We start from the raw sequence: 25342 nt of genomic DNA, 5'->3' as shown, positions 1-25342 counted from the left end.
CCCGGTGATCATGAAGTTGGCGGCAAGGTCGATCTCAAATCGTGCCGCTGACTTCATGATCAACGGGGGTGGGGTGGGGTGTCAGTAGGATGCGGGGTCGTGCGGGTTCTTCTTGTGGGTGGTGGTGGGCGGGAGCATGCGCTCGCCCTGGGGCTGGCCGGCGATCCGGGGGTGGAGCTGCTGGTCGCCGCGCCGGGCAATCCCGGCATCGCGGCGGTGGCCGAGCTGCGGGAGGTGAACCCCACCGACCCGGCGGCCGTGGCGGCGCTCGCCGTGGAGGTCGGCGTCGACCTGGTGGTGATCGGCCCGGAGGCGCCGCTGGTGGCCGGGGTCGCCGACGCGGTACGCGCCAAGGGCATCCCGGCGTTCGGCCCGGGGGCCGAGGCGGCCCGGCTGGAGGGCTCCAAGACGTTCGCCAAGGACGTGATGACCGCCGCCGGCGTGCCCACCGCCCGGGCGTACACCTGCACGGACGGGGCGAGCACCGGCACCGCGCTGGACGAGTTCGGGCCGCCGTACGTGGTGAAGAACGACGGGCTGGCCGCCGGCAAGGGCGTCGTGGTGACCGGCGACCGGGCGGTCGCCGAGCAGCACGCACAGGAGTGCGGCCGGGTGGTGATCGAGGAGTACCTCGCCGGGCCGGAGGTGTCCCTGTTCGTGGTCACCGACGGCGAGGCCGCCGTGCCGCTGCTGCCCGCGCAGGACTTCAAGCGGGTCGGCGACGGCGACACCGGGCCGAACACCGGCGGCATGGGGGCGTACGCGCCGCTGCCCTGGGCGCCGTCCGGGCTGGTCGACGAGGTGATGCGCGACGTCGTGCACCCGACGCTGGCCGAGATGCGCCGCCGGGGGACCCCCTTCGCCGGCCTGCTCTACGTCGGTCTGGCGATCACCGCCGCCGGGCCCCGCGTGATCGAGTTCAACGCCCGCTTCGGCGATCCGGAGACGCAGGTCGTCCTCGCGCTGCTGGAGACCCCGCTCGCCGGGCTGCTGCACGCCGCCGCCACCGGCACGCTCGCCGCGCACCCGCCGCTGCGCTGGCGGCAGGGCGCGGCGGTCACCGTCGTGGTGGCGGCCGAGGGCTACCCGGCGGCACGGCGTACCGGCGACGTGATCACCGGTGCCGACCGCCCGGGCGTCATCCACGCCGGCACCCGCCGGGACGCCGACGGCACCGTGCGCTCCGCTGGGGGCCGGGTCCTCTGCGGTACGGCCACCGGCCCGGACCTCGCCGCCGCGCGGGACGCCGCGTACGCCCTGGTCCGCGGCATCGAGCTGGCCGGCTCGCACCACCGCACCGACATCGCCGCGGCTGCGGTCGCCGGCGAGATCATCGTTCCCGCCTGACCGGCAACGGCCGCCGCCGGCGAAGGCGCGGCGGGCGACGCCGGGCCGGCCGGCTATGGGCGCGCGGGTGGGGCCGGTCGTCCCCGGCCTGTGGCGCCGGCCGACCGGTTGACCATCCGGTCGAGGACGTTGGCGGTGGCCCGCTTGATCCGCTCGTCCTGGACGCCCTGCCGGTTCAGCGCCATGGTCCAGTTGAGGGTGCCGGTGGCGAAGACGACGGTGCCGTTCGTCGTCTCGTACACGTGGGCGTTCTGCACCCGGCGCCCGCCCTCGGCCGCCGGGTACGGCGACTTGCTGAGGATCGCCGCGTCCACCCCGGTCGGGTGATGGCCGCCGCGGCGGAACCCGTCCGCCTCGCCGCCGATCAGCCCGGGGATCCGGTCGCCGTTCTTCACCCCGGTGCCGGCCCAGACCCAGTGGTCCGCCGATCGCACCACCAGCGGCTGCGGGGTCAGCACCACGCCGTTGTACTGCACCCCGAGCAGCGCCTGCTCGGGGTTGCCGAGGGCGCGCCAGGTGGTGGTCGGGCCGGCGGCGTCCGCGTCCGGGTCGGCGAGGGCCTTGGCGCAGGCGACCACCCGCTCCGGCCGGCCGTCGTCACCGGGGCGGATCCGGGCGTGCCAGTAGATGCTGTTGGCGCCGAAGAACGCGAGGCTGGTGCCGGCGGCCACCGCCGCCTCGGCCGCCTGGCGCATCTCCCGGGACCAGTACTCGTCGTGCCCGCAGAACACGATCCCCCGGTACCGCTTCGGGTCGAGCCGGCCGGAGTGCAGGTCGAGGCTGGTCGCGTAGCTGAGGTCGTACCCGCTGCGTTCCAGCCACCGGATCGCGTCCTCGTCCTTGCTGAACTGGCTGGGGGTGCCGTCGTTGGGGTACGGCCGGTCGAAGCAGACCTCCCGGGCCCGGAGCAGGGGATCCCGCTGCCCGGTGGCGCGGTAGCCGTTGTAGAGGCTCTTGCCGTTGCGCCGGTCCGCCGGCCACTGGTTGTACGCCTGCCAGGTGGTCACCGGGAGCACCACGCAGAGCGCGGCGGCGCGCCGGTCGTCGCGGACCACGAAGGGGGTGCAGGCCCGCCAGCCGTCGGTTGAGTGAAAGACGGCCTGGTAGAGGCCGGACGTCCAGTGGTCGGGCACCCGGAGGGTCCAGGAAACCGGCCACCGGCAGGCGATGGCCCCGGTCCGCGGGTCGGCGGGCGGCACGGCTTGCGGGGTGCCCTGGAACTCCCGGCTGGTCAGCACGGTGCGGGCGCCGGCACCGGCGTACCAGCCGAGGCGGTGGATCGAGATCCGGAACGGGCCGGCGGGGTTGACCGCGACGTGGAAGTCGATGGACTCGCCGGGGGCGACGCTGGTCGCCGAGGCGTACCCCTGGATCTGCCGCTGCTGGTCGTCGGCGGCCGGGGCGCCGCCGTCCGGCCACCAGGGCTCCCCGGCGGCGCGGTTCTCGAGTGGCACGGGCGGGCCGGGCCGGCGGACCAGGGTGCCGGTGCGGTGGTGGCCGAGGACGGGTTCGGTGATGCCGAGGGCGGCCGCCGAGGCACCACCGAGAAGGAGACCCAGTGCCCAGCGCCGGCGGAGTCGAACCATGGAGCAGCTCCCGCACGAGAGAACGGATCCGCCGGGGACCGCCGGCGGTGAAACGGTACCGTACGGGGGCAAATCTGAGCGTCCCCTGTGGGCGCTGTCTCACCCGTAGTAGCGGCGCAGCTCCCGAGCGAGCACCTTGCCGGTGGCGTTCCGCGGCAGGTACTTCACGAAGATCACGTCCCGGGGCACCGAGAACCGCGCCAGGTAGTGCCGCACGTACTCGCGGACCGCCTCCGGGTCGAGCTGCTCGCCCGCCTGCAGGGCCAGGAACGCGGCCAGCCGCTGGCCGTACTCCGCGTCCGGTACGCCGATCACCGCGACCTCGCGCACCTGCGGCAACCGGGCGATCAGGTCCTCCACCTCGGAAGGGAAGACGTTCTCGCCGCCCGAGACGATCATGTCGTCGGCCCGCCCGTCGACGAAGAGCAGGCCGTCGGCGCTGACCCGACCCAGGTCGCCGGTGTTCAGCAGGCCGTCGTGGCTCTCCCGGGTGGCCCCCGAGGTGTACCCCTCGAAGAGCATCTCGTTGCCCACGAAGATCCGCCCGACCACGCCGTCCCGGACCGGCTCGCCGGCGTCGTCGAGGATCTCCAGCCGGGTGCCGTGCGGCGGGCGGCCGGCCGTGTTGGGCGCCTGGCGCAGGTCGGCCGGGCCGGCGATGGACGCCCAGGAGACCTCGGTCGAGCCGTAGAGGTTGTAGATGCAGTCGCCGTAGCGGTCCATGAAGGCGGTGGCCAGCCCGCCGGGCAGGGCGGAGCCGCTGACCGCGACCACCTTCAGTGGCGGCCGTGGGTCCGGCGCCGGCACCTCCATCAGCCGTTGCAGCATCACCGGTACGGCGAAGAGCGCGTCGCAGTGCTGCGCCGTCAGGGCGGCGAGCGTGGCGGCCGGGTCGAACCGGCGGTGCAGCACGATGGTGGCGCGCAGCGCGAACGACACCTGGAGGGCGGCGTACCCCCAGGTGTGGAAGATCGGCGCGGCGATCATCACGGTGTCCCGGACGTGCAGCGGGATGCGGTCGATGATCGAGACCAGCGGGCCGAAGCCGTGCGGGGTGGGGCGCCGGGCCCCCTTCGGCGCGCCGGTGGTGCCGGAGGTGAGGACGATGGTCCGGCCGTCCCGCTCGGGCGGCTGGAGCTGGTCCCCGGGGAGGGCGCCGGCGATCAGCTCCTCGTGCCCGCGCTCGTCGACCCGGTGCAGGTCGGCGGGGAGGCCGAGGATCCGCTCGGCGAACTCGGCGTCGTGCACCAGCACCCGCAGCGCCTGTTCCTCGGCCACGGTGGCGAGCTGCGCCGCGGAGAGCCCGGTGTTGACCAGTACGGCGTCCGCGCCGAGCAGCATCGCCGCGACGACCGCCTCGATCAGCCCGTGGTGGTTGCGGCAGAGCACGCCGATCCGGTCGCCGGCCTGCACGCCGAGCCCGGCCCGCATCGACCGGGCCAGCCGCTCGGAGCGGTCCAGCAGTTCCTGGTACGTCAGCGTGGCACCGTGCTCGTCGACGACGGCGACCCGGCCGGGGTCGCGCGCGGCCGCCTGGCGCAGCTCGCCGGCGAGACTCCAGCCCCACCTGCGCAGCGCGTTCAGCTGGGAGGCGACCCGGATCGGGCGGCCCGGGGTGAGCAGTCCGCGTCGGGTCAGCGTGGCGACGATGAACGGCAGGTCCAAGTCGCGGCCCTCCTTCGGCGAGAGTTTCTCCCGATCATGCATGCCTGGAGGCGGGGAGCCCAGTCGGCGCGGTCCTTTGCCGGCCGGTTTGCACCCTGCGCGGTCGCCGCCCTACGGTCGGTGTGGAAGGTGGACCGGCGGCCCGACCCGCGTCGACGTACCGCTCGGCACAGCGGGTGTCGGCGCGGGTCGGGTCGGGGTCCGCCGGCGATCAGCGGATCTGCATCCCGGAGATGGCCCGGGAGATGACCAGCCGCTGGATCTCGGAGGTACCTTCGAAGATGGTGTAGATCTTGGCGTCGCGGTACCACCGCTCCACCGGGTGGTCGCGCAGGAAGCCGGCGCCGCCGAGGAGCTGGACCGCCTTCTCGGTCACCGAGACGGCGACCTCGCCGGCCTTGAGCTTGGACATCGAGCCCTCGCCCGCCGTGAACGGCCGGTTGTTGCGGCCCATCCAGGAGGCCCGCCAGACCAGCAGCCGGGCCGCGTCGATCTCCATCTTCATGTCGGCGAGCGCGAACGCGACCGCCTGGTTCTCGATGATCGGCCGTCCGAACTGGACCCGGTCCTTCGCGTAGTCCAGGGCGTACTCGTACGCGGCGCGGGCCACGCCGAGCGCCTGGGCGCCGACGGTCGGGCGGGACAGTTCGAAGGTGCGCATCGCGGCCTGGCCGGAGGCGCGCTGCCCGGACCGGGCCCGGGCCAACCGCTCGTCCAGGGCCTCCCGGCCGCCGAGCAGGCAGCGTCCCGGCACCCGTACGTCGTCGAGGAAGACGTCGGCGGTGTGCGACGCGCGCAGCCCGAGCTTGCGCAGCTTGCGGGTGGCGTTGAGCCCCGGCGTGCCCGGCGGTACGACGAACGCCGCCTGGCCCCGGGAGCCCAGCTCGGGGTCGACCGAGGCGGTGACCACGTGCACCCCGGCGATCCCGCCGTTGGTGGCGTACGCCTTCTGCCCGTTCAGCACCCACTCGTCGGTGGCCTCGTCGTAGGCGGCGCGGGTACGCATCGACCCGACGTCGGAGCCGGCCTCCGGCTCGGTGGTGCAGAACGCGGCGACCGCGGGCTGGTCGACGTCACCGAAGCACTGCGGCACCCACTCGACGAGCTGGTCCGGGGTGCCGGCGCCGTAGATGGCGGCGACCGCGAGCGAGGTGCCGAAGATGCCCAGCCCGATGCCGGCGTCGCCCCAGAAGAGCTCTTCGCTGGCGATCGGGAGCGAGAGGCCGGTGGGGTCGGCCCAGCAGGTGGCGAGGAATTCGAACCCGTACAGGCCGACCTTCGCGGCCTCCTGGATGATCGGCCAGGGAGTCTCCTCCCGTGCGTCCCACTCGGCCGCGGCCGGGCGCACGACCTCGGCGGCGAAGCCGTGCACCCAGTCGCGAAGGTCCCGCTGTTCCTCGTTCAGGTCGAGCGAGAACTCCACCATCTCAGGCCTTGGGGATGTCGAACAGGTTGGCGATGTTGGCCGCCAGGCCCAGGTCGCCCTTGGCCTTCAGCTTGCCGGTCATGAACATCATGACGGGGTTGGCGCCACCGGAGACGATCTTCAGGAACTCGACCGGGCCCATGGTGAGGCTGAGCTTCGGGTCGCGGGTCGGGGTCTCCGAGACGGTGCAGGTGCCGTTCTCGATGACGATCTCGTAGGTGTCGGTGCCACCGTCCGGGCGACCGGTGATGTTCCAGTGGATGACCGCGTTGGTGGAGCCGGCGCGGTCGGCGCGGAACAGCGTCGGCATCCGGTTGAAGACCTCGCTCAGAACCTTGCCGCGCAGGTCACCGGACATGATCTCGGCGATCTTGTCGTCGGGGGTGGACTTGACCAGCTGCGCGAACTCCTTGGGGCCGACGTTCGCGAAGCTGGCCGGGTCGAAGTCAGTCATGGGGGATGCACCTCTCGGGGCGGTCCGACTTTGGTTACTCCCGCGTAACCTTACGCACGAGTAGGTATGCTCGCAAGGTGTCCAGCACACCCACCTTCAAGCGCCTGCCCCGGGCCGTCCGCGAGCAGCAGATGCTCGACGCGGCGGTCAAGGTCTTCTCCCGCCGGGGCTTCCACGCGGCCAGCATGGACGAGATCGCCGACGACGCCGGCATCTCCAAGCCGATGGTCTACGCGTACCTGGGGACGAAGGAGGAGCTCTTCGTCGCCTGCCTGCACCGGGAGGGCACCCGGATGATGGAGGCCATCGCCGGGGCGGCCGCCCCGGACCTGCCCGCCGACGATCGGCTCTGGCGCGGGCTGCGCGCCTTCTTCGGCTTCGTCGGGGCGCACCGGGACGGCTGGGCGGTGCTCTACCGGCAGGCGCGCGGCTCCCAGCCGTTCGCCGCCGAGCTGGCCACCATGCGCGGCCGGCTGGTCGAGGTGGTCGCCGGAATGCTGGACCACGCCCTGCGGGCCAAGGGGCGCGAGGTCGGCGCCACCGACCTGGAGGTGGTCGCGTACGCCCTGGTCGGCGCCACCGAGTCACTGGCCGACTGGCTCGCCGACCACCCCGAGGCCGACCCGGAGAAGACCGCCACCCGGATGATGAACGTGGCCTGGCTCGGCGCCGACCAGCTCCTGCGCGGCGTCACCTGGCGTCCGCCGGCCGACTGAAGGAAGGCTCCTGGAGTGGTCAGCGGCCGGCGGCGGCGCGGGTGCGGGCCCGGCGCCGGGTCCAGCGGAACACCTCGACCAGCCCGGTGACCGCCAGGGACAGGCCGACACCGACGAGCAGGGCCCGGACCGGGTCGCGCTCGAAGGCGAGCCCGCCGAAGTAGCCGAGCAGCCCGCAGTAGATCGCCCAGCTACCGCAGGCCACCGCGTCGTACAGCAGGAAGCAGCGCAGCGGATAGCCGACCGCGCCCATGGTCAGGGTGACCGCGGTCCGGCCGCCCGGGATGTACCGGGCGGTGGTGAGGATGATCCCGCCGCGCCGGTCGACCGCCCGGCGGGCCCACTCGGAACCGGCCCGCCGCCGGCTGTCGGCGGGCAGCCGGGCCAGCCGGTGCGCGCCGCCGCCGCGCCCGATGCCGTACGAGATGTGGTCGCCGACCAGCGCACCGAGCGCGGCGGCCACGATCACCCCGAGCAGGTGGGGCTCCCCGCCGGCCGCGAAGACCCCGGCGGTGATCACCACGGTCTCGCCCGGCACCGCGGGGAAGAACGCGTCGACCGCCGTGACCGCGATGATCACCACGTACACCCACGGCGAGGTCACCGACTGGTGCAGCAGGTCGAGCACGTCCCCCATGCCCTCATGCTCGGTGCTCGCACACCGGCCGCGGGCCGAGTCGCCGGATCAGCCGGTCAGCCTGCCGCGCCGCCGAACGTCAGCGGACGGTGCCCACCAGGTGCGGCCGGCCGTGCCGCGCGTCGTGCAGGGCGAAATCCCAGGTCTCGCCGGTGGCGGTGGCGCTGAAGGCCACCGTCGACGGCAACGGCACCGGCAGCTTGAACGACACGTCCACCGTGTACGCCGCCGGCAGCCGGCTCTCCAGCGCCGCCAGGCACCGCGCCTTGCTCCACATCCCGTGCGCGATCGGGCGCGGAAAGCCGAACAGCCGCGCTCCCAGCCGCGAGGTGTGGATCGGGTTGTGGTCCCCGGAGACCCGGGCGTAGTCGGTCCCGACCCGCGGGGCCACCCGCCAGTGCGCCGACGAGGCCGGCGGGGTCGGGCGGTCCCCGGGGTCGCGCCGCGGGCCGCCGCCGGCCCCGCGCTCCTTCCCGAGGTACGTCGAGACGCCCCGCCAGACCTCCTCGCCGCCGACCGAGCCGACCAGCACCACGTCGAGCTGCCGGCCCCGATCGTGCGGGCGCAGGTTCTCCGCGTACGCGCGGAAGTCCAGGGTCTCGCCGGCCTCGACCGGCCGGTGCACGGTGATCCGGTTCGCCACGTGCACCACCCCGGTCAGCGGGATGGGGAACTCCGCGAGCGTCATCAGCCGCAGCGCCAGCGGGAAGCCCAGCACGTGCACGTACGTGGCCGGCAGCCGGTCGGCGAGCCGGAACCCGCAGACCCGGTCGTAGTCGGCGAGGTGCGCCGGGTCCACGGTCACCCCGCTCACCGCCAGCTCCACCTCCGGGACGTCCCGGCCGCGCCGGCCGCCCATACCGGGCAGCGCGCCGAGCAGGGCCCGCCGGTAGAGGGCGCCGGCCGCCGGCATCCGGGGCAGCTCGATTCGGACCCGTCCCGCCGGACCGCTGCGGTCCGGGGCGGTCAGCGTCGCCGCCGCCGGCCGACGGCCGGCCGACGCGTCCCCGTGGAGCGCCGCGGCCGCCGTCGAGAGGTCCCGGGTCCGCTCGTCGGCCAGGCCGGAGAGGTCCTGAGTCGCCTCGACCGAGGGTCCGGGGACGTCGCCCGACGCCGCAGCCGCCTTCCGGGCCGCCGTGAGGTCCTCGGTGGGGCCGTCGATCAGCTCGTGCACCGACAGCTCCTCGGCCGGCTCCTCCGACCGTCGTTGCTTACCCCGTGCCATCACGCCCCCAGCAGGCTCTGGCCGCAGACCCGGACGATGTTGCCGGTGACCGCACCGGTCGCCGGCCAGGACAACCAGCCGATCGTCTCGGCCACGTCCACCGGCAGGCCCCCCTGGGCCATGCTGTTCATCCGCCGCCCGGCCTCCCGGATCATCAGCGGGATCCGGGCGGTCAGCCGGGTCTCGATGAAGCCGGGCGCGACCGCGTTGAGGCTGACGCCCCGCTCGCGCAGCACCGGGGCGAGCGAGTCGACCAGGCCGATCACGCCGGCCTTGCTGGTCGCGTAGTTGGTCTGCCCCCGGTTGCCGGCGATGCCGGCGATCGAGGAGACCGAGACGATCCGCCCGCCCGCCGGGATCAGGTCGCGCTCCAGCAGCACGTCGTTGATCCGCTCCTGGCTGGACAGGTTCACGTCGATGACCTGGTCCCAGCGGTCCGCGTCCATCCGGCCCAGGGTCTTGTCCCGGGTGATGCCGGCGTTGTGCACCACCACGTCGACCCGGCCGTGCCGGCCGGCCAGGTGGTCGGCCAGCCGGGCCGGGGCGTCCGGCGCGGTCAGGTCGAGCTGCACCGCGCTGCCGCCGATCTCATTGGCGACCTCGGCCAGCGCGTCCCCGGCGGCCGGCACGTCCAGCGCGACGACCCGGGCGCCGTCCCGGGCGAGCACCCTGGCCAGCGCCGCGCCGATGCCCCGGGCCGCCCCGGTGACCAGCACGACCTGCCCGTCCAGCGGGCGGTCCCAGTCGGCCGGCGCGACGGCGGTGCCGGCGCCGACCCGGATCACCTGACCCGAGACGTACGCGGACCGGCCCGACAGCAGGAAGCGCAGGGTGGCCTCCAGGCTGACCGGGGTGCCGGCGTCACCGTCCTTCGTGACGTAGACGAGCTGGGCGGTGACGCCCCGGCCGAACTCCTTGCCGATGCTGCGGGTGAGCCCCTCCAGGGCGCGCTGCGCGGTCGCCTCGCGGGGCGAACCGCACTCGGCCGGCGGGGTGCCCAGCACCACCACCCGGCCGCTGGCGAGCAGCGCCCGGGCGTGCGGGTGGAAGAAGTCGTAGAGCTGGCGCAGCCCGGTGGAGTCGGTGATGCCGGTGGCGTCGTACACCAGGGCGGCGAAGCGCGTGGCGCCGTCGGTGGTGGCGGCCGGGTCGACCAGCTCCACCCCACCAGCGGTCAGGATCTTGCCGATCGGCTCGGCGAGCCGGCCACCAGTCGCGGAGCCGAGCAGGACCGGCCCGGGAACGAGCGGGTCGCCCGGCGTGTGGCGGCGCAGTCGAGGCGGATCGGGCAGGCCGAGGCGCTTGACCAGCGCGCGGCCGGCCCCCGTTTGGACGAAGCTCGCGTACCTGTCGGTCATGGGCGTAGCCTACTGGCGAGTAGGGTTCGGGCAACACCTTCCAAGGAGGCCGATCGTGCAGAGTGTCCGGCGGGTCGCGGTCATCGGCGGCAATCGCATCCCCTTCGCCCGGTCCAACTCGCGCTATGCGCACGCGTCCAACGCCGACATGCTCGGCACGGCGCTGGACGGCCTGGTCGCCCGGTTCGGCCTCGCCGGGCAGCGGGTCGGCGAGGTGGTCGCCGGCGCGGTGCTCAAGCACTCCCGGGACTTCAACCTCACCCGCGAGGTGGTGCTCGGCTCCCGGCTCGACCCGCACACCCCCGCGTACGACATCCAGCAGGCCTGCGGCACCGGACTCGAGGCCGCGATCCTGGTCGCCAACAAGATCGCCCTCGGGCAGATCGAGGTCGGCATCGCCGGGGGCGTGGACACCACCTCCGATGCGCCGCTGGCGATCAACGAGGACCTGCGCCGCACCCTGATCCAGCTCAACTCCGCCCGCACCCTCGGGGAGCGGCTGAAGGTCGCCGCGAAGCTCCGCCCGCTCCAGCCGTTCAAGCCGGAGATCCCGCGCAACGCGGAGCCGCGCACCGGACTGTCCATGGGGGAGCACGCGGCGAAGACGGCGCTGCGTTGGAACGTCGACCGGCCCGCCCAGGACGAGTTGGCGCTCCGCTCGCACCAGCGGCTCGCCGCCGCGTACGAGAAGGGGTTCTTCGACGACCTGATGACCCCCTACCTGGGGCTGACCCGGGACCAGAACCTCCGCCCGGACACCACCCTGGAGAAGCTCGGCTCACTCAAGCCGGTCTTCGGCACCAGGGGCGCGGACGCCGAGCGGGCCACCATGACCGCCGGCAACTCCTCCCCGCTCACCGACGGAGCCTCGACCGTGCTGCTCGCCTCGGAGGAGTGGGCCCGGGAGCACCACCTGCCGGTGCTGGCCTGGTTCTCCTGGTCCGAGACCGCCGCGGTCGACTTCGTCCACGGCGACGAGGGGCTGCTGATGGCCCCCGCGTACGCGGTGCCCCGGATGCTGTCCCGCGCCGGCCTGACCCTGCAGGACTTCGACTTCTACGAGATCCACGAGGCGTTCGCCTCGCAGGTGCTGGCCACCCTGGCCGCCTGGGAGTCGCCGGAGTTCTGCAAGGAGCGGCTGGGCCTGGACGCGCCGCTCGGCGCGATCGACCGGGACAGGCTCAACGTCAACGGCTCCTCGCTGGCCGCCGGGCACCCGTTCGCGGCCACCGGCGGCCGGATCGTGGCCACCCTGGCCAAGCTGCTCGACCAGAAGGGGAGTGGCCGGGGCCTCATCTCCATCTGCGCGGCCGGCGGGCAGGGCGTGACCGCGATCCTCGAACGCTGACCCGAGCAACCTCCACCGCCCCGGGTTCCGTCCCTTGGACATGAGGCGTCGAAGGCGGACCGGGTGAGGCGGGCGGACGAGGACGAGTTCCGGCAGTTCGTCGGTGCCCGGCTGGAGCAGTTGCGCCGCACGGCGTACCTGCTCTGCCGGGACTGGCACACCGCCGACGACCTCGTCTCCATCACCCTCGGCAAGCTCTACCGGGGGTGGCGGCGGGTGCGCGCGGCGGAGAACGTCGACGCGTACGTCAGGCGCGTGCTCACCCACGCCTGGCTCGACGAACGGCGCCGGCCGTGGCGGCGGGAACGCAGCACCGACGAGATCCCGGACGCCCCGGCGCCGGACACCGGACCGTCGCTGGCCGACCGCGAGCTGCTGCTCGAGCTGCTGGGTCAGCTGCCCGAGCGGCGGCGGGCGGTGCTGGTGCTGCGCTTCTACTGCGACCTGTCGGTCGAGGAGACCGCCGAGATCCTCGGCGTCACCACCGGCACGGTGAAGAGCCAGGCCGCCCGGGCGCTGGAGACGCTCCGCCTGCTGGCCGCCGACCAGCCGGCACTGCGGGCAGGGAGGTTCGCGTGACGTACCGGGAGCTCCTCGACGCGGCGATCGGCGACCCGCCGCCGACCGCCATCGACCTGGACCAGGTGATCAAGCGACAGCGGCGGCTGATCCGGGTTCGCCGGGCCGGCGTGTGCGGGGTCGCGGCCGCCGCGGTGCTCGCGGTGACGCTCGGCGCCGGCCTGATGGTCGACGGGTCGGCACGGAAAACCGGTGTGCTGCCGGCGGTCTCGCCCTCGCCCGCCACCGTCGTGCCGACCGACCCGCGGATGCGGGAGGTGGACTCGCCAGGTGGTAGGCGATTCCAGGCGGCGGTGACCGAGGCCCTGCGCCGGGAGGCACCCGAGCTGCGCTGGGTCGTCGGAGTGCAACGGGGCGACCCGGACGTCTGGTCCAAGCCGACCCAGGACGCCCCGTCGCTGTCCTTCTACTGGGCGGGCAGCCTGCGCAGTCCCGGCTTCCAAGCTTTCGGGGCTGCGATCCGCGGCGAGACGCGAGGACGGATCGGAATCTCCGTGCAACGACCGGTGAAGAAGGCCGAAGTGACTAGTTACTTCCGATGCTCGGACGACCCGCTCTGGCAGGCATGCGGCGTGTCGACCGGGCCGGGCGGGGAGCAGGTCAGGTACCTGGACGGAGGGGTGGTCGCGGCCGGTTCACCGCCGCCGGGCGGCCTACCCGCCGCCCGCCGGATCGACGTGCTCCGGCCTGACGGGACCTACCTCAAGGTGCAGTACGGGGGTAACGACGCGCAGTTCCTGCTCAGCGTGGAACAGATGACCCGGATCGCGCTCGACCCCGCCATCGCGGCGAGTTGAGGTGGCGGTGACGCGAGCCGACCCCTCCTGATCAGAGGTCGATCATCTGGCGGAGGACCTCACGCACCTCGGCGATCTGCTCCGGGGTCAGCCGGTGAATGGGGCCACGGCCGGTGAACCGGCCGGTGGAGACGGTGCGGATCTGCTCGGTGATCGCCCAGCCGCTGCGCTGACCGGGAAGCTCGATCCTCACCCGGTGCAGCCAGTGAGGACGCTCGCGGGTGGTCAGCGGCAGGACGCTGGCCAGTGCGCTGCCGGTGAGGGCGAGGTGGAAGGCGGACGACACCACCAGCGCGGGGCGGTGTCCTCGCTGCTCGTGTCCAGAGGTGGGGTCGAAGTCGAGCCACCAGACCTCCCAGGGACGGACCCGTCGCGTCACGCCTCCTCGTCCCAGGGGTCGCCGATCGGGGCGTCGGCGCGGTGCCAGCCGTCGGCCTCCACCAGGTATTCGGCCCATCCTTCCTGGTCGACGGCGCGGTAGTGGTCCATGGCGGCGACGGCCTTGGCCTGCCAGTGTTCCTGGAGCAGCCGCTTGACGGCCTCGTCCGCGCTGACTCCGCCGTAGTCCTCGGCGGCGACCCGGAGCACCTGCTCTCTGGTCTCCGGACTCACGCGCATCATCATCGTCATACCGCGCAGTATACGTCGTTGTATACCTCGCCGTCTCACCCTCGCGTCGGCCACCGCGTTCGGGCCCGGCAGCTGGGTACGGGAGAATGAGGGCCGTGACGACGATCCCGAACGTGCTCGCCAACCGGTACGCCTCGCCCGAACTGGTCGCCCTCTGGTCCCCGGAGGAGAAGGTACGGATGGAGCGGCGGCTCTGGCTCGCCGTGCTGAAGGCCCAGCGGGACCTCGGCGTGCCGGTGCCGGACGGGGTGGTCGAGGCGTACGAGCGGGTGGTCGACGGGGTCGACCTGGCCTCGATCGCGGCGCGCGAGCGGGTCACCCGCCACGACGTGAAGGCCCGGATCGAGGAGTTCAGCGCGCTCGCCGGGCACGAGCACGTGCACAAGGGGATGACCTCGCGGGATCTCACCGAGAACGTCGAGCAGCTCCAGATCCGCGCCTCGCTGGAGCTGATCCGGGACCGGGTGGTGGCCACCCTGGTCCGGTTGGCCTGGCACGCCCACGAGTACTCCGGCCTGGTGATGACCGGCCGGTCGCACAACGTCGCCGCGCAGGCCACCACGCTGGGCAAGCGCTTCGCCTCCGCCGCCGAGGAGCTGCTCATCGCGTACGAGCGGCTGACGGACCTGATCGACCGGTACCCGCTGCGCGGCATCAAGGGGCCGGTGGGCACCGCCGCCGACCAGCTGGACCTCTTCGACGGCGACCCCGACAAGGTGGCCGAGCTGGAGCGCCGGGTCGCCGAGCACCTGGGCTTCGCCCGGGTGCTGGACAGCGTCGGCCAGGTCTACCCGCGTTCGCTGGACTTCGACGTGCTCTCCGCGCTGGCCCAGGTGGCCGCCGCGCCGTCGTCGCTGGCCACCACGATCCGGCTGATGGTCGGCCAGGAGCTGGTCACCGAGGGGTTCAAGCCCGGCCAGGTGGGTTCCAGCGCCATGCCGCACAAGATGAACACCCGCTCGTCGGAGCGGGTGAACGGCTTCGCGGTGATCATCCGGGGTTACCTGTCGATGGTCGGCGAGCTGGCCGGCGACCAGTGGAACGAGGGGGACGTCTCCTGCTCGGTGGTCCGGCGGGTCGCCCTGCCGGACGCGTTCTTCGCCGCCGACGGGCTGTTCCAGACCTTCCTCACCGTGCTCGACGAGTTCGGCCCGTACCCGGCGGTGATCAACCGGGAGTTGGAGCGCTTCCTGCCGTTCCTGGCCACCACCAAGATCCTGGTGGCGGCGGTCCGGCGCGGCGTCGGCCGGGAGGTCGCGCACGAGGTGATCAAGGAGCACGCGGTGGCCGTGGCGCTGGCCATGCGGGAGAAGGGCGCGGCCGAGAACGACCTCTTCGACCGCCTCGCCGCGGACGGCCGGCTGGGCCTGACCCGCGCCGAGATCGACGCCATGGTTGCCGACCGCAACGCCTTCGTCGGCGCCGCCGCCGCCCAGGTGGACCGCGTCACCGCCCGCATCGCCAAGATCGTGGAGCGCCACCCCGACGCCGCCGCCTACACCCCACCCCCCATCCTCTGATCGCCTCGCCCGACCCGAGAAGCGGCCGGGGTCAGGAGTCGCGGGTGGGGGTTTCGGCCGCGGACGAGAGGTTGGGGGCGCTTGCGGGTTCGGCGATGCCGCCGGGGGCCTCGGCGATCTCCGGTTCGTGGGCGGTCTCGGCCGCGACCATGGGCTGGTCGGCCGGCATGACGTCGGGCATCTTGGGTACGACGATCACCGCCGTGCCGTAGGCGCAGATCTCCATCCACATCTCGCCGCAGTCCCGGCTGTCGAACCGCATGCCGATCACCGCGTTCGCGCCGAGCCGGCGGGCCTCCTCGCCGAGCCGCGCCACCGAGTCGGTGCGCCAGCGGGTGAGGTTGTCCGGAGCCATCGGGTCGTAGGCGCCGCCGCGCAGGTTCTTGACCCCCTCGCGGTAGGGGTTCCGGGTCCTCGCCATGGAGGAGACCACTTCGCCGAGGATCTGGCGGATCTCGTAGCCGGGCAGTTGATCCGTCGTCACGACCAGCACGTTTCCGATGCTGTCAGCCGGTCGGCTGCCCGAACGCGCGCATTGTTCACCTGATCGGATGCTGAAAAACGGCGCGGCGCGGACGGTCGGGGTGCCTCCGACCCATCCGCGCCGCACCGGGCGCTAACCGTCAGACACCGGCCATCGAGGTGATCCAGGCCCGGTTGTACGCGTCACTGCCGTAATTCCGGATGCTCACCCCGTGGGCGGCGAGATCGGGTGACTGCATCGACCTTCGGCGATGCATGCCACGGGTTGGCGGGTGTCTCGACCCAAGATTCTGATCGCTCTTGTCGATGGACATCATCGATTGCCGCCACTCGCCCGGGCCGGCTGGCGGAAACCGGTCGAAGGGCCGGTGCCGGGCCGGAAAATGCCTGGTGGAAGTGGGTGTCAATGGGGCCGCGTCGGCGTGCCGGGCAACGAATTCGTATCGACGTCGCAACGAACCCGCATCGCCGTTCCGTCCCGGCGGCCGGTTACGCCGATCACTACCTGAACTGGCCCCGGCCGGTGCGGGCGGGGCGGTATCTGCCAGGTAGGCTGGCTGCGCTCGCCCCGTTGTGGGCCGGCACCCAACTGCGTACACAGTCAGGAGTGCCCCGTGCCTCGCGTCGTCGTCGACGTCATGCTCAAGCCCGAGATCCTCGATCCGCAGGGCCAGGCCGTCGCAAACGCGCTGCCCCGGCTCGGCGTCAGCGACGTCGCCTCGGTCCGGATCGGCAGGCGGATCGAGATCGAGTTCACCGGTGAACCGGACCTGGACCGGGCCCGCGAGATCGCCGACAAGTTGCTCGCCAACCCGGTCATCGAGGACTTCACCGTCCGCGTGGTCGAGACCGACGAGACCGTGGACGCACGCCCGTGACCGCCCGCGTCGGTGTGGTGACCTTCCCCGGCTCGCTCGACGACGGGGACGCGGCCCGCGCCGTCCGGATCGCCGGCGCCGAGGCGGTGCGGCTCTGGCACGGCGACCCGGACCTGCACGGGGTGGACGCCGTCGTCCTGCCCGGGGGTTTCTCCTACGGTGACTACCTGCGCTGCGGGGCCATCGCCCGGTTCGCCCCGGTGATGGAGACGATCGTGGCCGCCGCCAAGGGCGGCCTGCCGGTGCTCGGCATCTGCAACGGCTTCCAGATCCTCTGCGAGGCCCACCTGCTGCCCGGCGCGCTCACCCGCAACCAGCACCTGCACTTCCGCAACCGGGACCAGATCCTCCGCATCGAGGCCGTCGGCACCGCCTGGACCAACGCGTTCCAGCCGGGCCAGGAGGTGCTGGTCCCGGTCAAGAACGGCGAGGGCTGCTACGTCGCCGACCCGGCGACGCTGGACCGGCTGGAGGCCGAGGGTCGGGTGGTCGCCCGCTACCTCGGCGGCAACCCCAACGGATCGCAGCGCGACATCGCCGCGATCACCAACGAGGCCGGCAACGTGGTCGGCATCATGCCGCATCCCGAGCACGCGGTGGAGGAGCTCACCGGCCCCTCCCTGGACGGTCTCGGCTTCTTCACCTCGGTGCTCAAGCACCTGGTGGGGGCGCCGGCGTGACGGTGCACGGCGGGATCATCGGTCGGCTCACCCGCCCGTACGGCGGCGAGCGCAGCGAGGAGAGGTCATGACTACCCATCCGGACGCGGGGCTGCGGGAGACGCCGGGCGTGGTGCCGCAGGCCGGCCCGGTCGACGACTGGGCCCCCGGCGTGGACACCGTGTCCGGGGCCACGGACACCCCGGACGAGCTTCAGCCGTACGCGGAGCTGGGGCTGCGGGACGACGAGTACGACCGGATCCGGCACATCCTCGGCCGCCGGCCCACCCAGGCCGAGCTGGCCATGTACTCGATCATGTGGAGCGAGCACTGCTCCTACAAGTCGAGCAAGGTGCACCTGCGCCAGTTCGGCGAGAAGGCCCCGCCGAGCGACCGGCTGCTTGCCGGCATCGGGGAGAACGCCGGCGTGGTCCGGGTCTCCGACGACCTGGCGGTGACCTTCAAGGTCGAGTCGCACAACCACCCGAGCTTCGTCGAGCCGTACCAGGGCGCGACGACCGGCGTCGGCGGCATCGTCCGGGACATCCTCGCCATGGGTGCCCGCCCGGTCGCGGTGATGGACCCGCTGCGCTTCGGCGCGGCCGACCACCCGGACACCGCCCGCGTGCTGCCCGGCGTGGTGGCCGGCGTCGGCGGCTACGGCAACTGCCTGGGCCTGCCGAACATCGGCGGTGAGGTCGTCTTCGACCCCTGCTACCAGGGCAACCCCTTGGTCAACGCGCTCTGCCTCGGCGTGCTGCCGGTCGACCGGCTGCAGAAGAAGGAGGCCGCCGGCCCCGGCAACGTGGTGGTGCTGATGGGCGCCAAGACCGGCCGGGACGGCATCGGCGGCGTGTCGGTGCTGGCCAGCGCCACCTTCGACGAGGGCAGCGAGCAGCGCCGCCCGTCGGTGCAGGTGGGCGACCCGTTCACCGAGAAGCTGCTGATCGAGGCGTGCCTCGAGCTGTACGACGCCGAGCTGGTCGTCGGCATCCAGGACCTCGGCGGCGCCGGCCTGACCTGCGCGCTCACCGAGACCGCCGCGGCGGCCGGCACCGGCATGCGGGTCTGGCTCGAGCGGGTCCCGCTGCGCGAGCCCTCGATGGAGCCGCACGAGATCCTGGCCAGCGAGTCCCAGGAGCGGATGCTGCTGGTCGTCGCCCCCGACAAGCTGGAGGCGGTGCTCAAGACCGCCGAGAAGTGGGGCGTGCTCGCCACCGCGATCGGTGAGGTCACCCCGCCCGCGACGGACGGCCAGCCGGGCCGGCTGCTGATCACCTGGCGCGACTACGCGGTGGTCGACGTGCCGCCGGGCTCGCTGGTCGACGACGGGCCGGTCTACGCCCGCCCGATGCGCGAGCCGGCCGACCTGATCCTGCTCCAGGCCGACCGGGCGGAGACGCTGCCGCGGCCGACCACCCCGGACGCGCTGCGCGAGACCGTGCTGCGGATGATCGCGTCGCCGAACCTGGCCGACAAGACCTGGGTCACCGAGCAGTACGACCGGTACGTGCTGGGCAACACCGTGCTCGCCCAGCCGGAGGACTCCGGCGTGATCCGCATCGACGAGCGGACCGGCCTCGGCGTCGCCCTCTCCGTCGACGGCAACGGCCGGTACGCGCGTCTCGACCCGTACCACGGGACGAAGCTCGCGCTGGCCGAGGCGTACCGGAACGTGGCCGTGACCGGCGCGATGCCGATCGCGGTGACCAACTGCCTCAACTTCGGCTCGCCGGAGGACCCGGGCGTGATGTGGCAGTTCGCCGAGGCCGTCCGCGGCCTGGCGGACGGCTGCCTCGAGCTGGGCATCCCGGTGACCGGCGGCAACGTCAGCTTCTACAACCAGACCGGCGCGGCGGCGATCCACCCGACCCCGGTGGTCGGCGTGCTCGGCGTGCTGGACAACGTCGCCGACCGGGTGCCGATGGGCTTCGTGCCGCGCCCGGCCGGGGACCACGACCAGCTCTTCCTGCTGGGCGAGACGCACGTCGAGCTCTCCGGCTCGGAGTGGGCCTGGGTGACCCACGAGCACCTCGGCGGCATCCCGCCGCAGGTCGACCTGGCCCGCGAGCGGCAGCTCGCCGGGCTGCTGGCCGACGCCGCCCGGGTGGGGCACCTCAGCTCCGCGCACGACCTCTCCGACGGTGGCCTCGCCCAGAGCCTGGTCGAGTCCTGCCTGCGGCGTGGGGTGGGTGCCCGGGTCGCGGTGCCGGAGCACTTCGCCGACGGGTCGATGCCGTTCGTCTTCCTGTTCAGCGAGTCCGCCGGCCGCGTGCTCGTGTCGGTGCCGCGTGGGCACGAGAAGGCGTTCACCGCCCTCTGCGCCGAGCACGGCGTGCCGTGGGAGCGGATCGGTGTCACCGACCCGACCGGCGGCGCCCTGGAGGTGCACGGCCAGTTCCGGATCGGCCTGGACGAGCTGCGTGCCGCGCACACCGCGACCCTGCCGCGCCTCTTCGGCGGTGCGGAGACGGCCCAGACCGAGGTCGAGGCCACCCGCACCGGGACCACCACCGTCCTGCCGGCCACCGCCGAGCAGCCGGCCGAGGTCGAGACCGAGGCGGCGGCCGCCGAGCCGATCGCCCGGGCCGGGGCGGCCGACGACGACGCGACCGAGGCTGGGCAGCCGGGCGGGACCGCCGCCGAGGCCGACCCGGCGACCGCTGACGACGCAGCGACCGGGGACGCCCCGGTCGGGGCCGTGGACGCGCCCGCGGCGGTCGCGGATGCGGCGCCGGGCGACGTCGACGCCCCCGAGGCCCTCACTTCGACCGAGGACGGGCCGGACGGGTCCGCGACGGCTACCGGTGACCCGGACCAGCCCGCCGCGCCGGATCAGCGCTGAGGCTCGGGCCTTGGCCGTCTTCGCCCAACCCGGCTCCGGCGCCCGGTTCGACTGGGGGCTGACCGGGGCGGCGGAACTCGGCCGGGTCTGCGCGGCCCTGGTGGTGGTGGACGTGCTCTCGTTCACCACCGCCGTCGAGGTCGCGGTCGGTCGCGGCATGCGGGTGCACCCGTTTCCCTGGGGGGAGCAGGCGGCCGAGTACGCCCGTCGCGTGGGAGCCGTCGCCGCGGTCGGCCGCCGGCAGATGACCCCCGAGCATCCGTGGTCGCTCTCGCCGGCAGCGCTGCGGACCGCACCGGTCGTCACCGACCTGGTGCTGCCGTCGCCGAACGGCTCGGCGATCAGCGCCGCGGCGAGCGCCAGCGGCATCCTCGTGGTCGCGGCGTGCCTGCGTAACGCCCGCGCCGTCGGGCGCTGGCTGCGGGCCCACGGGTACGGCTCGAGCGACGCCCCGGTGGGCGTGGTGGCCGCCGGGGAGCGCTGGCCGGACGGCTCGCTGCGGCCCTCCGTGGAGGACCAACTGGGGGCGGCCAGCGTGCTGGACGCCCTCTCCGGCGTACCGGGCGGCCTCTCGGTGGAGGCGGCGATGGCGCTGGCCGCGCTGGCCAGCACGCCCGACGTGCCGGCCGCGGTCCGCGGCTGCGTCTCCGGGCGGGAACTGGTCGAGGGCGGTTTCGCCGGCGACGTGGAGGTCGCCGTCCAGGTCGGCGTCTCCGAGGTGGTGCCGGTGCTCCGGCAGGGCTACTTCGCCGCCGCCTGATCCGTGCCGCCCGGTGCCCCGGGCCGAGATGCCGCCGGGTGCGGCCCGTGGGGCCCGACATGCGAAGTGGCCGCCCGGATCCTCCGGGCGGCCACTGTCGTTTCCGGTCGGGGCCCTCGGCCCCGGCGGGTCAGTCGTCCAGCCAGTCGAGGCGGCGACCGCCGCGCTCCTGCGGACCGTCGGGGCGGCCGCGGCCGGTCTGGGCCGGGTCGCCGTGCTGGCCGCCCTGGTCGTAGCCGTGGTTGTCGTAGCCGCCGTTCCGCTGCTGCGGGGCCTGCTCCTGGCCGTACCCGCCCTGCTGGCCGTAGCCGCCCTGCTGCGGGTAGCCGCCCTGCTGGCCGTAGTCACCTTGCTGGCCGTAGCCACCCTGCTGGCCGTAACCGTCGTTGCCGCCGTAGCCGCCGCGCTGGTCGTAGCCGTCGTAGCCCGGCTGGCCGTTGTCGTACCCGTGGGACGAACCGTTGTCGTAGCCGCCCGATGGGCTCTTGTCGTAGCCGCCGGAGGGGCCGTTGTCGTAGCCGCCGGACGGGCCGCTCTCGTAGCCGCCGCCGTAGCCGCCGCTCGCGCCGTAGCCGTTGCCCTGCTCCTGGCCGCGGCCGTAACCCGGCCCCTGGTCCGGCTGGTAGGTGCTGGTCGGGTACGGGTCGGCCGGCGGGGCGTACTGGGTGCTGTCGCCGGTGTAGCGGCCGGTCGGCTCGTCGTACCGCTCGCCGCCGTAGCCGCCGCCCTGCGCGGGCGGGTAGCCACCGGCCCCGGCGCCGTAGTCCCGGCTGCCGTAGCCGCCGCCGGACGAGGGGGCGTTGCCGTAACCGCCGCCGGACTGCGGAGCGTTGCCGTAGCCGCCGCCCGAGGAGGGGGCGTTGTTGCCGTAGGCGTTGTTGCCGTAGCCACCCTGGCCGGGCGCCTCGTCGCCGTAGCCGTTGCCGGCCCAGCCGCCGGCCTGACCGCCGCCGTAGGCGGGACCGGGCGGGGCGCCGTACGGGTCCGGCGGGACGTCGTCCACGACCGGGCGGTGCATCATGGTCGGCGCGTCGCTGAGCGAACTGCTGCCGACCATCGTCGGCGCCGCCCCGGCGCCCATCCCGTTCACCACCCGGGTCTGGTCGTCGGCGCCCCGGTAGCCGCCCCGGGCGGCCGGCACGGCGCCCGCCGCGGCGGCCCCGCCCGGACCGTCCCCGTCGGCGTCGTCGCCCTCGTTCTTGCGGCGCATGTAGAGCAGCACGATGGTGCCGACGCCCACGGCCACGAAGAGACCGCCGAGCAGGATCAGCAGCCACGAGCTGAAGCCGCCGGAGTCCTGGTTGGCGGCGGGCTGCTGAGCGACGTCGCTGGCCGGCGCGTCGGTGACGGTGTCGTCGGTCGCCTCGTCGGTCGGCAGGGCCTCCTCGCTGGCCGACGCGGTCGGGCTCGGGCTGGCCTTCACCTCGATCGGCACGGCGAGCCGTACGCCGGTCACCGCCTGGCCGGCCGAGGCGTCGATCGACTTGGTGATCTGGGCGCCGTCCTTGCTGGCACCCATGTCGATGCGGCCGGGCGCGATCGGGTCGGACGTCGAGCCGCTGAAGCGGAAGTTCCCGCTGCCGTCGGTGGTGGTCGAGCGCTGCTTGCCCTGGCTGTCCCGCAGCATGACGAGCGCGCCCGGGAGCGGCTCGCTGTTGGCCGCGATGACGACCTTGCCGGAGACCGACTTGACCGTCTGCGGCTGCGTCGGCTGCGCCTTGCCCTTGACGGTCAGTGAGAAGTTCGCGGTGCCGGGGCTGGAGCCGTCGGGCTCGACGCGCACGGTGACCGAGGTGTTGGCGTCCTGCGCGTTGTCGTTCGCCTTGATGGTCAGCAACTGCGTCTTGGGCGACAGCGGCGGACCGGTGAACTGGAAGTCGCCGCAGCCACTGGGGCAGCTGACGCCGGAGGGGAGGCCGGTCAGGGTGATCCTGCCGCCCTTGTCCTCGGGACCCGGGGTGATGGTCACCGTCACGGTGGTGTCGCTGCCGGCGTTGACCGTGACCGAGTCGGGGGAGACGTCGACGCCCGCCGCGAGGGCGGGTGTGGCGGGGACGGTGAGCAGGGCGCCGACAACGAGCGCTACGACCACACCGGCCCGCTGCTTCCAGGCACGTCGGTGCGTTGACACGTCCACCGCCTTCCGGGTCTGATCGTCCCGCCGGCCGGTCGGCCGGGCCGGGTTGATCACTCACGGTACGAATACACCGTCGGCAACTATGCCTTGTCTGACCGGATCATCTCTACCCAGGGCCGGCGTCGAACGGGCTGTTGCCGGGTCGTATCGTCCCGTCGTGTCCTCTCCGCACAGTAATTCGGCTGCTGTCGCCGCCGCGTTGGCGGCCCTGGATGAGGGGCGTACGCCCGAACGGCCGGTGTTCCGGGAGGCGGTCCGTACTCTCTTGGCCGTCCTCACGGAGCGTGCCCCCGGCCGATCGGTGGAGGTGCGGGTTCCACCCTACGGCGCGGTGCAGTGCGTGGCGGGGCCGCGACACACCCGGGGAACACCGCCGAACGTGGTGGAAACGGACCCGACCACCTGGCTGGAGCTGGCCACCGGCCGCCTCCACTGGGCGGACGCGGTCACCGAGGGTCGCGTGCGGGTCAGCGGCATCCGCGCCGACCTCTCCGAGCATCTCCCGCTCTAACTGGGCGCCCGGACAGGCAGCAGGGACTACCGTCGGCAGGCAGATCGTGACTGCCGGTATCGACCGGGATTCGCGTACACTGTCAGGCGACGACGGTCCCGGCCGACCACGCGGAGCTTGCCCCCCGACTCTGCCAGGCCAGTCCAGATCAGCATGAGGGAGCGGCAGGTGCCCCGAGGCGATGGCCGGCTGAGCCACGACCTTGACCCCCAACGACCCGGCCCCCAGGACGCGTGTGGCGTCTTCGGTGTCTGGGCCCCGGGCGAGGAGGTCGCGAATCTGACCTACTTCGGGCTCTACGCCCTCCAGCATCGCGGCCAGGAGGCCGCCGGCATCGCGGTCAGCGACGGCTCGGGCGTGGTGGTCTACAAGGATCTCGGCCTGGTCGCCCAGGTCTTCGACGAGCCGACCCTGGCCAGCCTGCGCGGGCACGTGGCGATCGGCCACGCCCGCTACTCGACCACGGGCGGCTCGACCTGGGAGAACGCCCAGCCGACCATCCGGGCGACCAGCGCCGGCACCACCATCGCGCTGGCCCACAACGGCAACCTGGTCAACACCGCCGAGCTCCAGCGCGAGGTGGCCGAGCGCGGGATCTACTCCGACGGCTCGACCAACGACACCTCGCTGGTCACCATGCTGCTGGCCAGCCGGCCGGATCTCTCCGTCGAGGCCGCCGCGCTGGAGGTGCTCCCCCAGTTGCGCGGCGCGTTCAGCTTCGTCTTCATGGACGAGTCGACCCTCTACGCGGCCCGCGACCCGCACGGCGTCCGCCCGCTGGTGCTGGGCCGCCTGGAGCGCGGCTGGGTGGTCGCCAGCGAGACCGCCGCGCTGGACATCGTCGGCGCCAGCGTGGTCCGCGAGGTCGAGCCGGGCGAGCTGATCGCCATCGACGAGGACGGGCTGCGCTCGACCCGGTTCGCCGTCCCGGAGCCGAAGGGCTGCCTCTTCGAGTACGTGTACATCGCCCGGCCGGACGCCACGATCGCCGGCCGCAACGTGCACTCCGCCCGGGTGCAGATCGGCCGCCAGCTCGCCCGGGAGCACCCGGTCGAGGCCGACCTGGTGATCCCGGTGCCCGAGTCCGGCACGCCCGCCGCCATCGGCTACGCCGAGGAGTCCGGCATCACCTACGGCCAGGGCCTGATGAAGAACCCGTACGTGGGGCGCACCTTCATCCAGCCGTCGCAGACCCTGCGCCAGCTCGGCATCCGGCTCAAGCTCAACCCGCTGCGGGAGAACGTCCGGGGCAAGCGCCTGGTGGTGGTGGACGACTCCATCGTCCGGGGCAACACCCAGCGGGCCATCGTGCGGATGCTGCGCGAGGCCGGGGCGCTGGAGGTGCACGTCCGTATCTCCTCCCCGCCGGTCAACTGGCCCTGCTTCTACGGCATCGACTTCGCCACCCGGGCGGAGCTGCTGGCCAGTGGGCTGGACAACGAAGGCATCCGGCGGTCGATCGGCGCCGACACGCTGGGTTACGTATCGCTTCCCGGTCTCATCGCCGCGACCGAGCAGCCGAAGACCCGGCTCTGCCGGGCGTGCTTCGATGGGGAGTACCCGATCGAACTGCCGGCCGGAAACCTGATCGGCAAGCACGTGCTCGAAGGGGTGGGCCGCCGGGTCGCCGCCACGGCGTCGCAGCCCACCGCAGACCCCACCGCCAGCCTCAACGACAACTTCAGCTCGGCGCGTCTGACGCCGCGCCCCGACCTGAAGCCGTCGGTCGCCGCTCCGAGCGGCGCGACCAACCGCCCATAGCACCACCCGACGCGGGCGCG

General features: G+C 73.4%; 23 protein-coding genes. 12 read left to right on the top strand and 11 right to left on the bottom strand.

The annotated features are described in order from the left end of the window. Positions 1-99 precede the first annotated feature (99 nt). Positions 100-1347 (top strand): phosphoribosylamine--glycine ligase, encoded by a 1248-nt coding sequence (gene purD / locus Q2K19_RS10265; RefSeq protein WP_302769879.1) that lies wholly within the window; start codon positions 100-102, stop codon positions 1345-1347. Positions 1348-1400: 53 nt separating this feature from the next. Here the strand turns inward: purD and Q2K19_RS10260 are convergent, their stop codons facing one another. The 4 genes from Q2K19_RS10260 to Q2K19_RS10245 form a co-directional block, all read right to left on the bottom strand. Beyond that, positions 1401-2933, bottom strand: coding sequence for a N,N-dimethylformamidase beta subunit family domain-containing protein (locus Q2K19_RS10260; protein WP_302769876.1), 1533 nt, complete (start codon positions 2931-2933; stop codon positions 1401-1403). A 99-nt stretch (positions 2934-3032) separates the two neighbouring features. Further along, the gene (locus Q2K19_RS10255; protein ID WP_302772395.1) at positions 3033-4598 is read right to left on the bottom strand and encodes an AMP-binding protein; all 1566 of its coding nucleotides are present in this window, start codon (positions 4596-4598) and stop codon (positions 3033-3035) included. 211 nt (positions 4599-4809) lie between these two features. Continuing rightward, on the bottom strand, positions 4810-6024 hold the full coding sequence (locus Q2K19_RS10250; protein ID WP_302769875.1) for an acyl-CoA dehydrogenase family protein: 1215 nt from the start codon (positions 6022-6024) through the stop codon (positions 4810-4812). 1 nt (position 6025) lies between these two features. Further along, entirely contained in the window at positions 6026-6478 is a 453-nt protein-coding gene (locus Q2K19_RS10245; RefSeq protein ID WP_302769872.1) for an SCP2 sterol-binding domain-containing protein, read from the bottom strand. 77 nt (positions 6479-6555) lie between these two features. Between Q2K19_RS10245 and Q2K19_RS10240 the strand changes: the two genes are divergently transcribed. Continuing rightward, on the top strand, positions 6556-7194 hold the full coding sequence (locus tag Q2K19_RS10240) for a TetR/AcrR family transcriptional regulator (RefSeq protein WP_302769870.1): 639 nt from the start codon (positions 6556-6558) through the stop codon (positions 7192-7194). Positions 7195-7213: 19 nt separating this feature from the next. On the opposite strand, the gene Q2K19_RS10235 is transcribed toward Q2K19_RS10240, so the two are convergent. The 3 genes from Q2K19_RS10235 to Q2K19_RS10225 form a co-directional block, all read right to left on the bottom strand. After that, a complete protein-coding gene (locus tag Q2K19_RS10235) occupies positions 7214-7831 on the bottom strand; it encodes a DedA family protein (RefSeq protein ID WP_302769867.1) in 618 nt (205 codons plus the stop codon). A gap of 79 nt (positions 7832-7910) precedes the next feature. Then, entirely contained in the window at positions 7911-8801 is an 891-nt protein-coding gene (locus Q2K19_RS10230) for a MaoC/PaaZ C-terminal domain-containing protein (protein ID WP_446839757.1), read from the bottom strand. Between the two features lie 254 nt (positions 8802-9055). Beyond that, positions 9056-10414: a 3-oxoacyl-ACP reductase gene (locus Q2K19_RS10225; RefSeq protein WP_302769862.1), complete on the bottom strand. Its 1359-nt coding sequence runs from the start codon at positions 10412-10414 to the stop codon at positions 9056-9058. A gap of 55 nt (positions 10415-10469) precedes the next feature. Between Q2K19_RS10225 and Q2K19_RS10220 the strand changes: the two genes are divergently transcribed. The 3 genes from Q2K19_RS10220 (at position 10470) to Q2K19_RS10210 (ending at position 13138) form a co-directional block, all read left to right on the top strand. Further along, positions 10470-11762 (top strand): acetyl-CoA C-acetyltransferase, encoded by a 1293-nt coding sequence (locus Q2K19_RS10220; RefSeq protein ID WP_302769859.1) that lies wholly within the window; start codon positions 10470-10472, stop codon positions 11760-11762. Between the two features lie 63 nt (positions 11763-11825). Next, positions 11826-12341 carry a SigE family RNA polymerase sigma factor gene (locus tag Q2K19_RS10215; RefSeq protein ID WP_302769857.1) on the top strand — a complete coding sequence of 172 codons (516 nt, stop codon included), beginning with the start codon at positions 11826-11828 and terminating at the stop codon, positions 12339-12341. After that, positions 12338-13138 (top strand): hypothetical protein, encoded by an 801-nt coding sequence (locus Q2K19_RS10210; RefSeq protein WP_302769855.1) that lies wholly within the window; start codon positions 12338-12340, stop codon positions 13136-13138. Before Q2K19_RS10215 ends, Q2K19_RS10210 begins: the two co-directional genes overlap by 4 nt. Before the next feature lie 31 nt (positions 13139-13169). Here the strand turns inward: Q2K19_RS10210 and Q2K19_RS10205 are convergent, their stop codons facing one another. Next, positions 13170-13517, bottom strand: a complete 348-nt coding sequence (locus Q2K19_RS10205) for a type II toxin-antitoxin system PemK/MazF family toxin (protein WP_302769852.1) — start codon at positions 13515-13517, stop codon at positions 13170-13172. Next, the gene (locus Q2K19_RS10200; protein WP_302769848.1) at positions 13514-13768 is read right to left on the bottom strand and encodes a hypothetical protein; all 255 of its coding nucleotides are present in this window, start codon (positions 13766-13768) and stop codon (positions 13514-13516) included. The genes Q2K19_RS10205 and Q2K19_RS10200 overlap by 4 nt, the downstream gene beginning before the upstream one ends. A gap of 95 nt (positions 13769-13863) precedes the next feature. Between Q2K19_RS10200 and purB the strand changes: the two genes are divergently transcribed. Next, entirely contained in the window at positions 13864-15288 is a 1425-nt protein-coding gene (gene purB / locus Q2K19_RS10195; RefSeq protein ID WP_302769847.1) for an adenylosuccinate lyase, read from the top strand. Positions 15289-15319: 31 nt separating this feature from the next. On the opposite strand, the gene Q2K19_RS10190 is transcribed toward purB, so the two are convergent. Beyond that, positions 15320-15898 carry a YbjQ family protein gene (locus Q2K19_RS10190; protein WP_302769846.1) on the bottom strand — a complete coding sequence of 193 codons (579 nt, stop codon included), beginning with the start codon at positions 15896-15898 and terminating at the stop codon, positions 15320-15322. A gap of 487 nt (positions 15899-16385) precedes the next feature. On the opposite strand from Q2K19_RS10190, the gene purS reads away from it, so the two are divergent. The 4 genes from purS to Q2K19_RS10170 all read left to right on the top strand — a co-directional run bounded on the left by purS (position 16386) and on the right by Q2K19_RS10170 (position 20913). Then, positions 16386-16649: a phosphoribosylformylglycinamidine synthase subunit PurS gene (purS, locus tag Q2K19_RS10185; protein ID WP_302769844.1), complete on the top strand. Its 264-nt coding sequence runs from the start codon at positions 16386-16388 to the stop codon at positions 16647-16649. Continuing rightward, complete coding sequence (gene purQ, locus Q2K19_RS10180) at positions 16646-17329, top strand: phosphoribosylformylglycinamidine synthase subunit PurQ (protein ID WP_302769840.1); 684 nt, start codon at positions 16646-16648, stop codon at positions 17327-17329. Before purS ends, purQ begins: the two co-directional genes overlap by 4 nt. A 67-nt stretch (positions 17330-17396) precedes the next feature. Beyond that, entirely contained in the window at positions 17397-20153 is a 2757-nt protein-coding gene (purL, locus tag Q2K19_RS10175) for a phosphoribosylformylglycinamidine synthase subunit PurL (protein ID WP_302769837.1), read from the top strand. A gap of 10 nt (positions 20154-20163) precedes the next feature. Continuing rightward, a complete protein-coding gene (locus Q2K19_RS10170; RefSeq protein ID WP_302769835.1) occupies positions 20164-20913 on the top strand; it encodes a 2-phosphosulfolactate phosphatase in 750 nt (249 codons plus the stop codon). A gap of 130 nt (positions 20914-21043) precedes the next feature. Here the strand turns inward: Q2K19_RS10170 and Q2K19_RS10165 are convergent, their stop codons facing one another. Further along, positions 21044-23104, bottom strand: coding sequence for a carboxypeptidase regulatory-like domain-containing protein (locus Q2K19_RS10165; RefSeq protein WP_446839675.1), 2061 nt, complete (start codon positions 23102-23104; stop codon positions 21044-21046). A 103-nt stretch (positions 23105-23207) separates the two neighbouring features. Between Q2K19_RS10165 and Q2K19_RS10160 the strand changes: the two genes are divergently transcribed. Continuing rightward, positions 23208-23561 (top strand): sterol carrier family protein, encoded by a 354-nt coding sequence (locus Q2K19_RS10160; RefSeq protein ID WP_302769830.1) that lies wholly within the window; start codon positions 23208-23210, stop codon positions 23559-23561. Positions 23562-23729: 168 nt separating this feature from the next. After that, positions 23730-25322, top strand: coding sequence for an amidophosphoribosyltransferase (purF, locus tag Q2K19_RS10155; protein WP_302769827.1), 1593 nt, complete (start codon positions 23730-23732; stop codon positions 25320-25322). Positions 25323-25342 lie beyond the last annotated feature (20 nt).

The organism is Micromonospora sp. NBRC 110009 (assembly GCF_030518795.1).
Classification (GTDB): Bacteria; Actinomycetota; Actinomycetes; order Mycobacteriales; family Micromonosporaceae; genus Micromonospora.
This window is presented reverse-complemented; position numbering and strand designations above follow the sequence as displayed.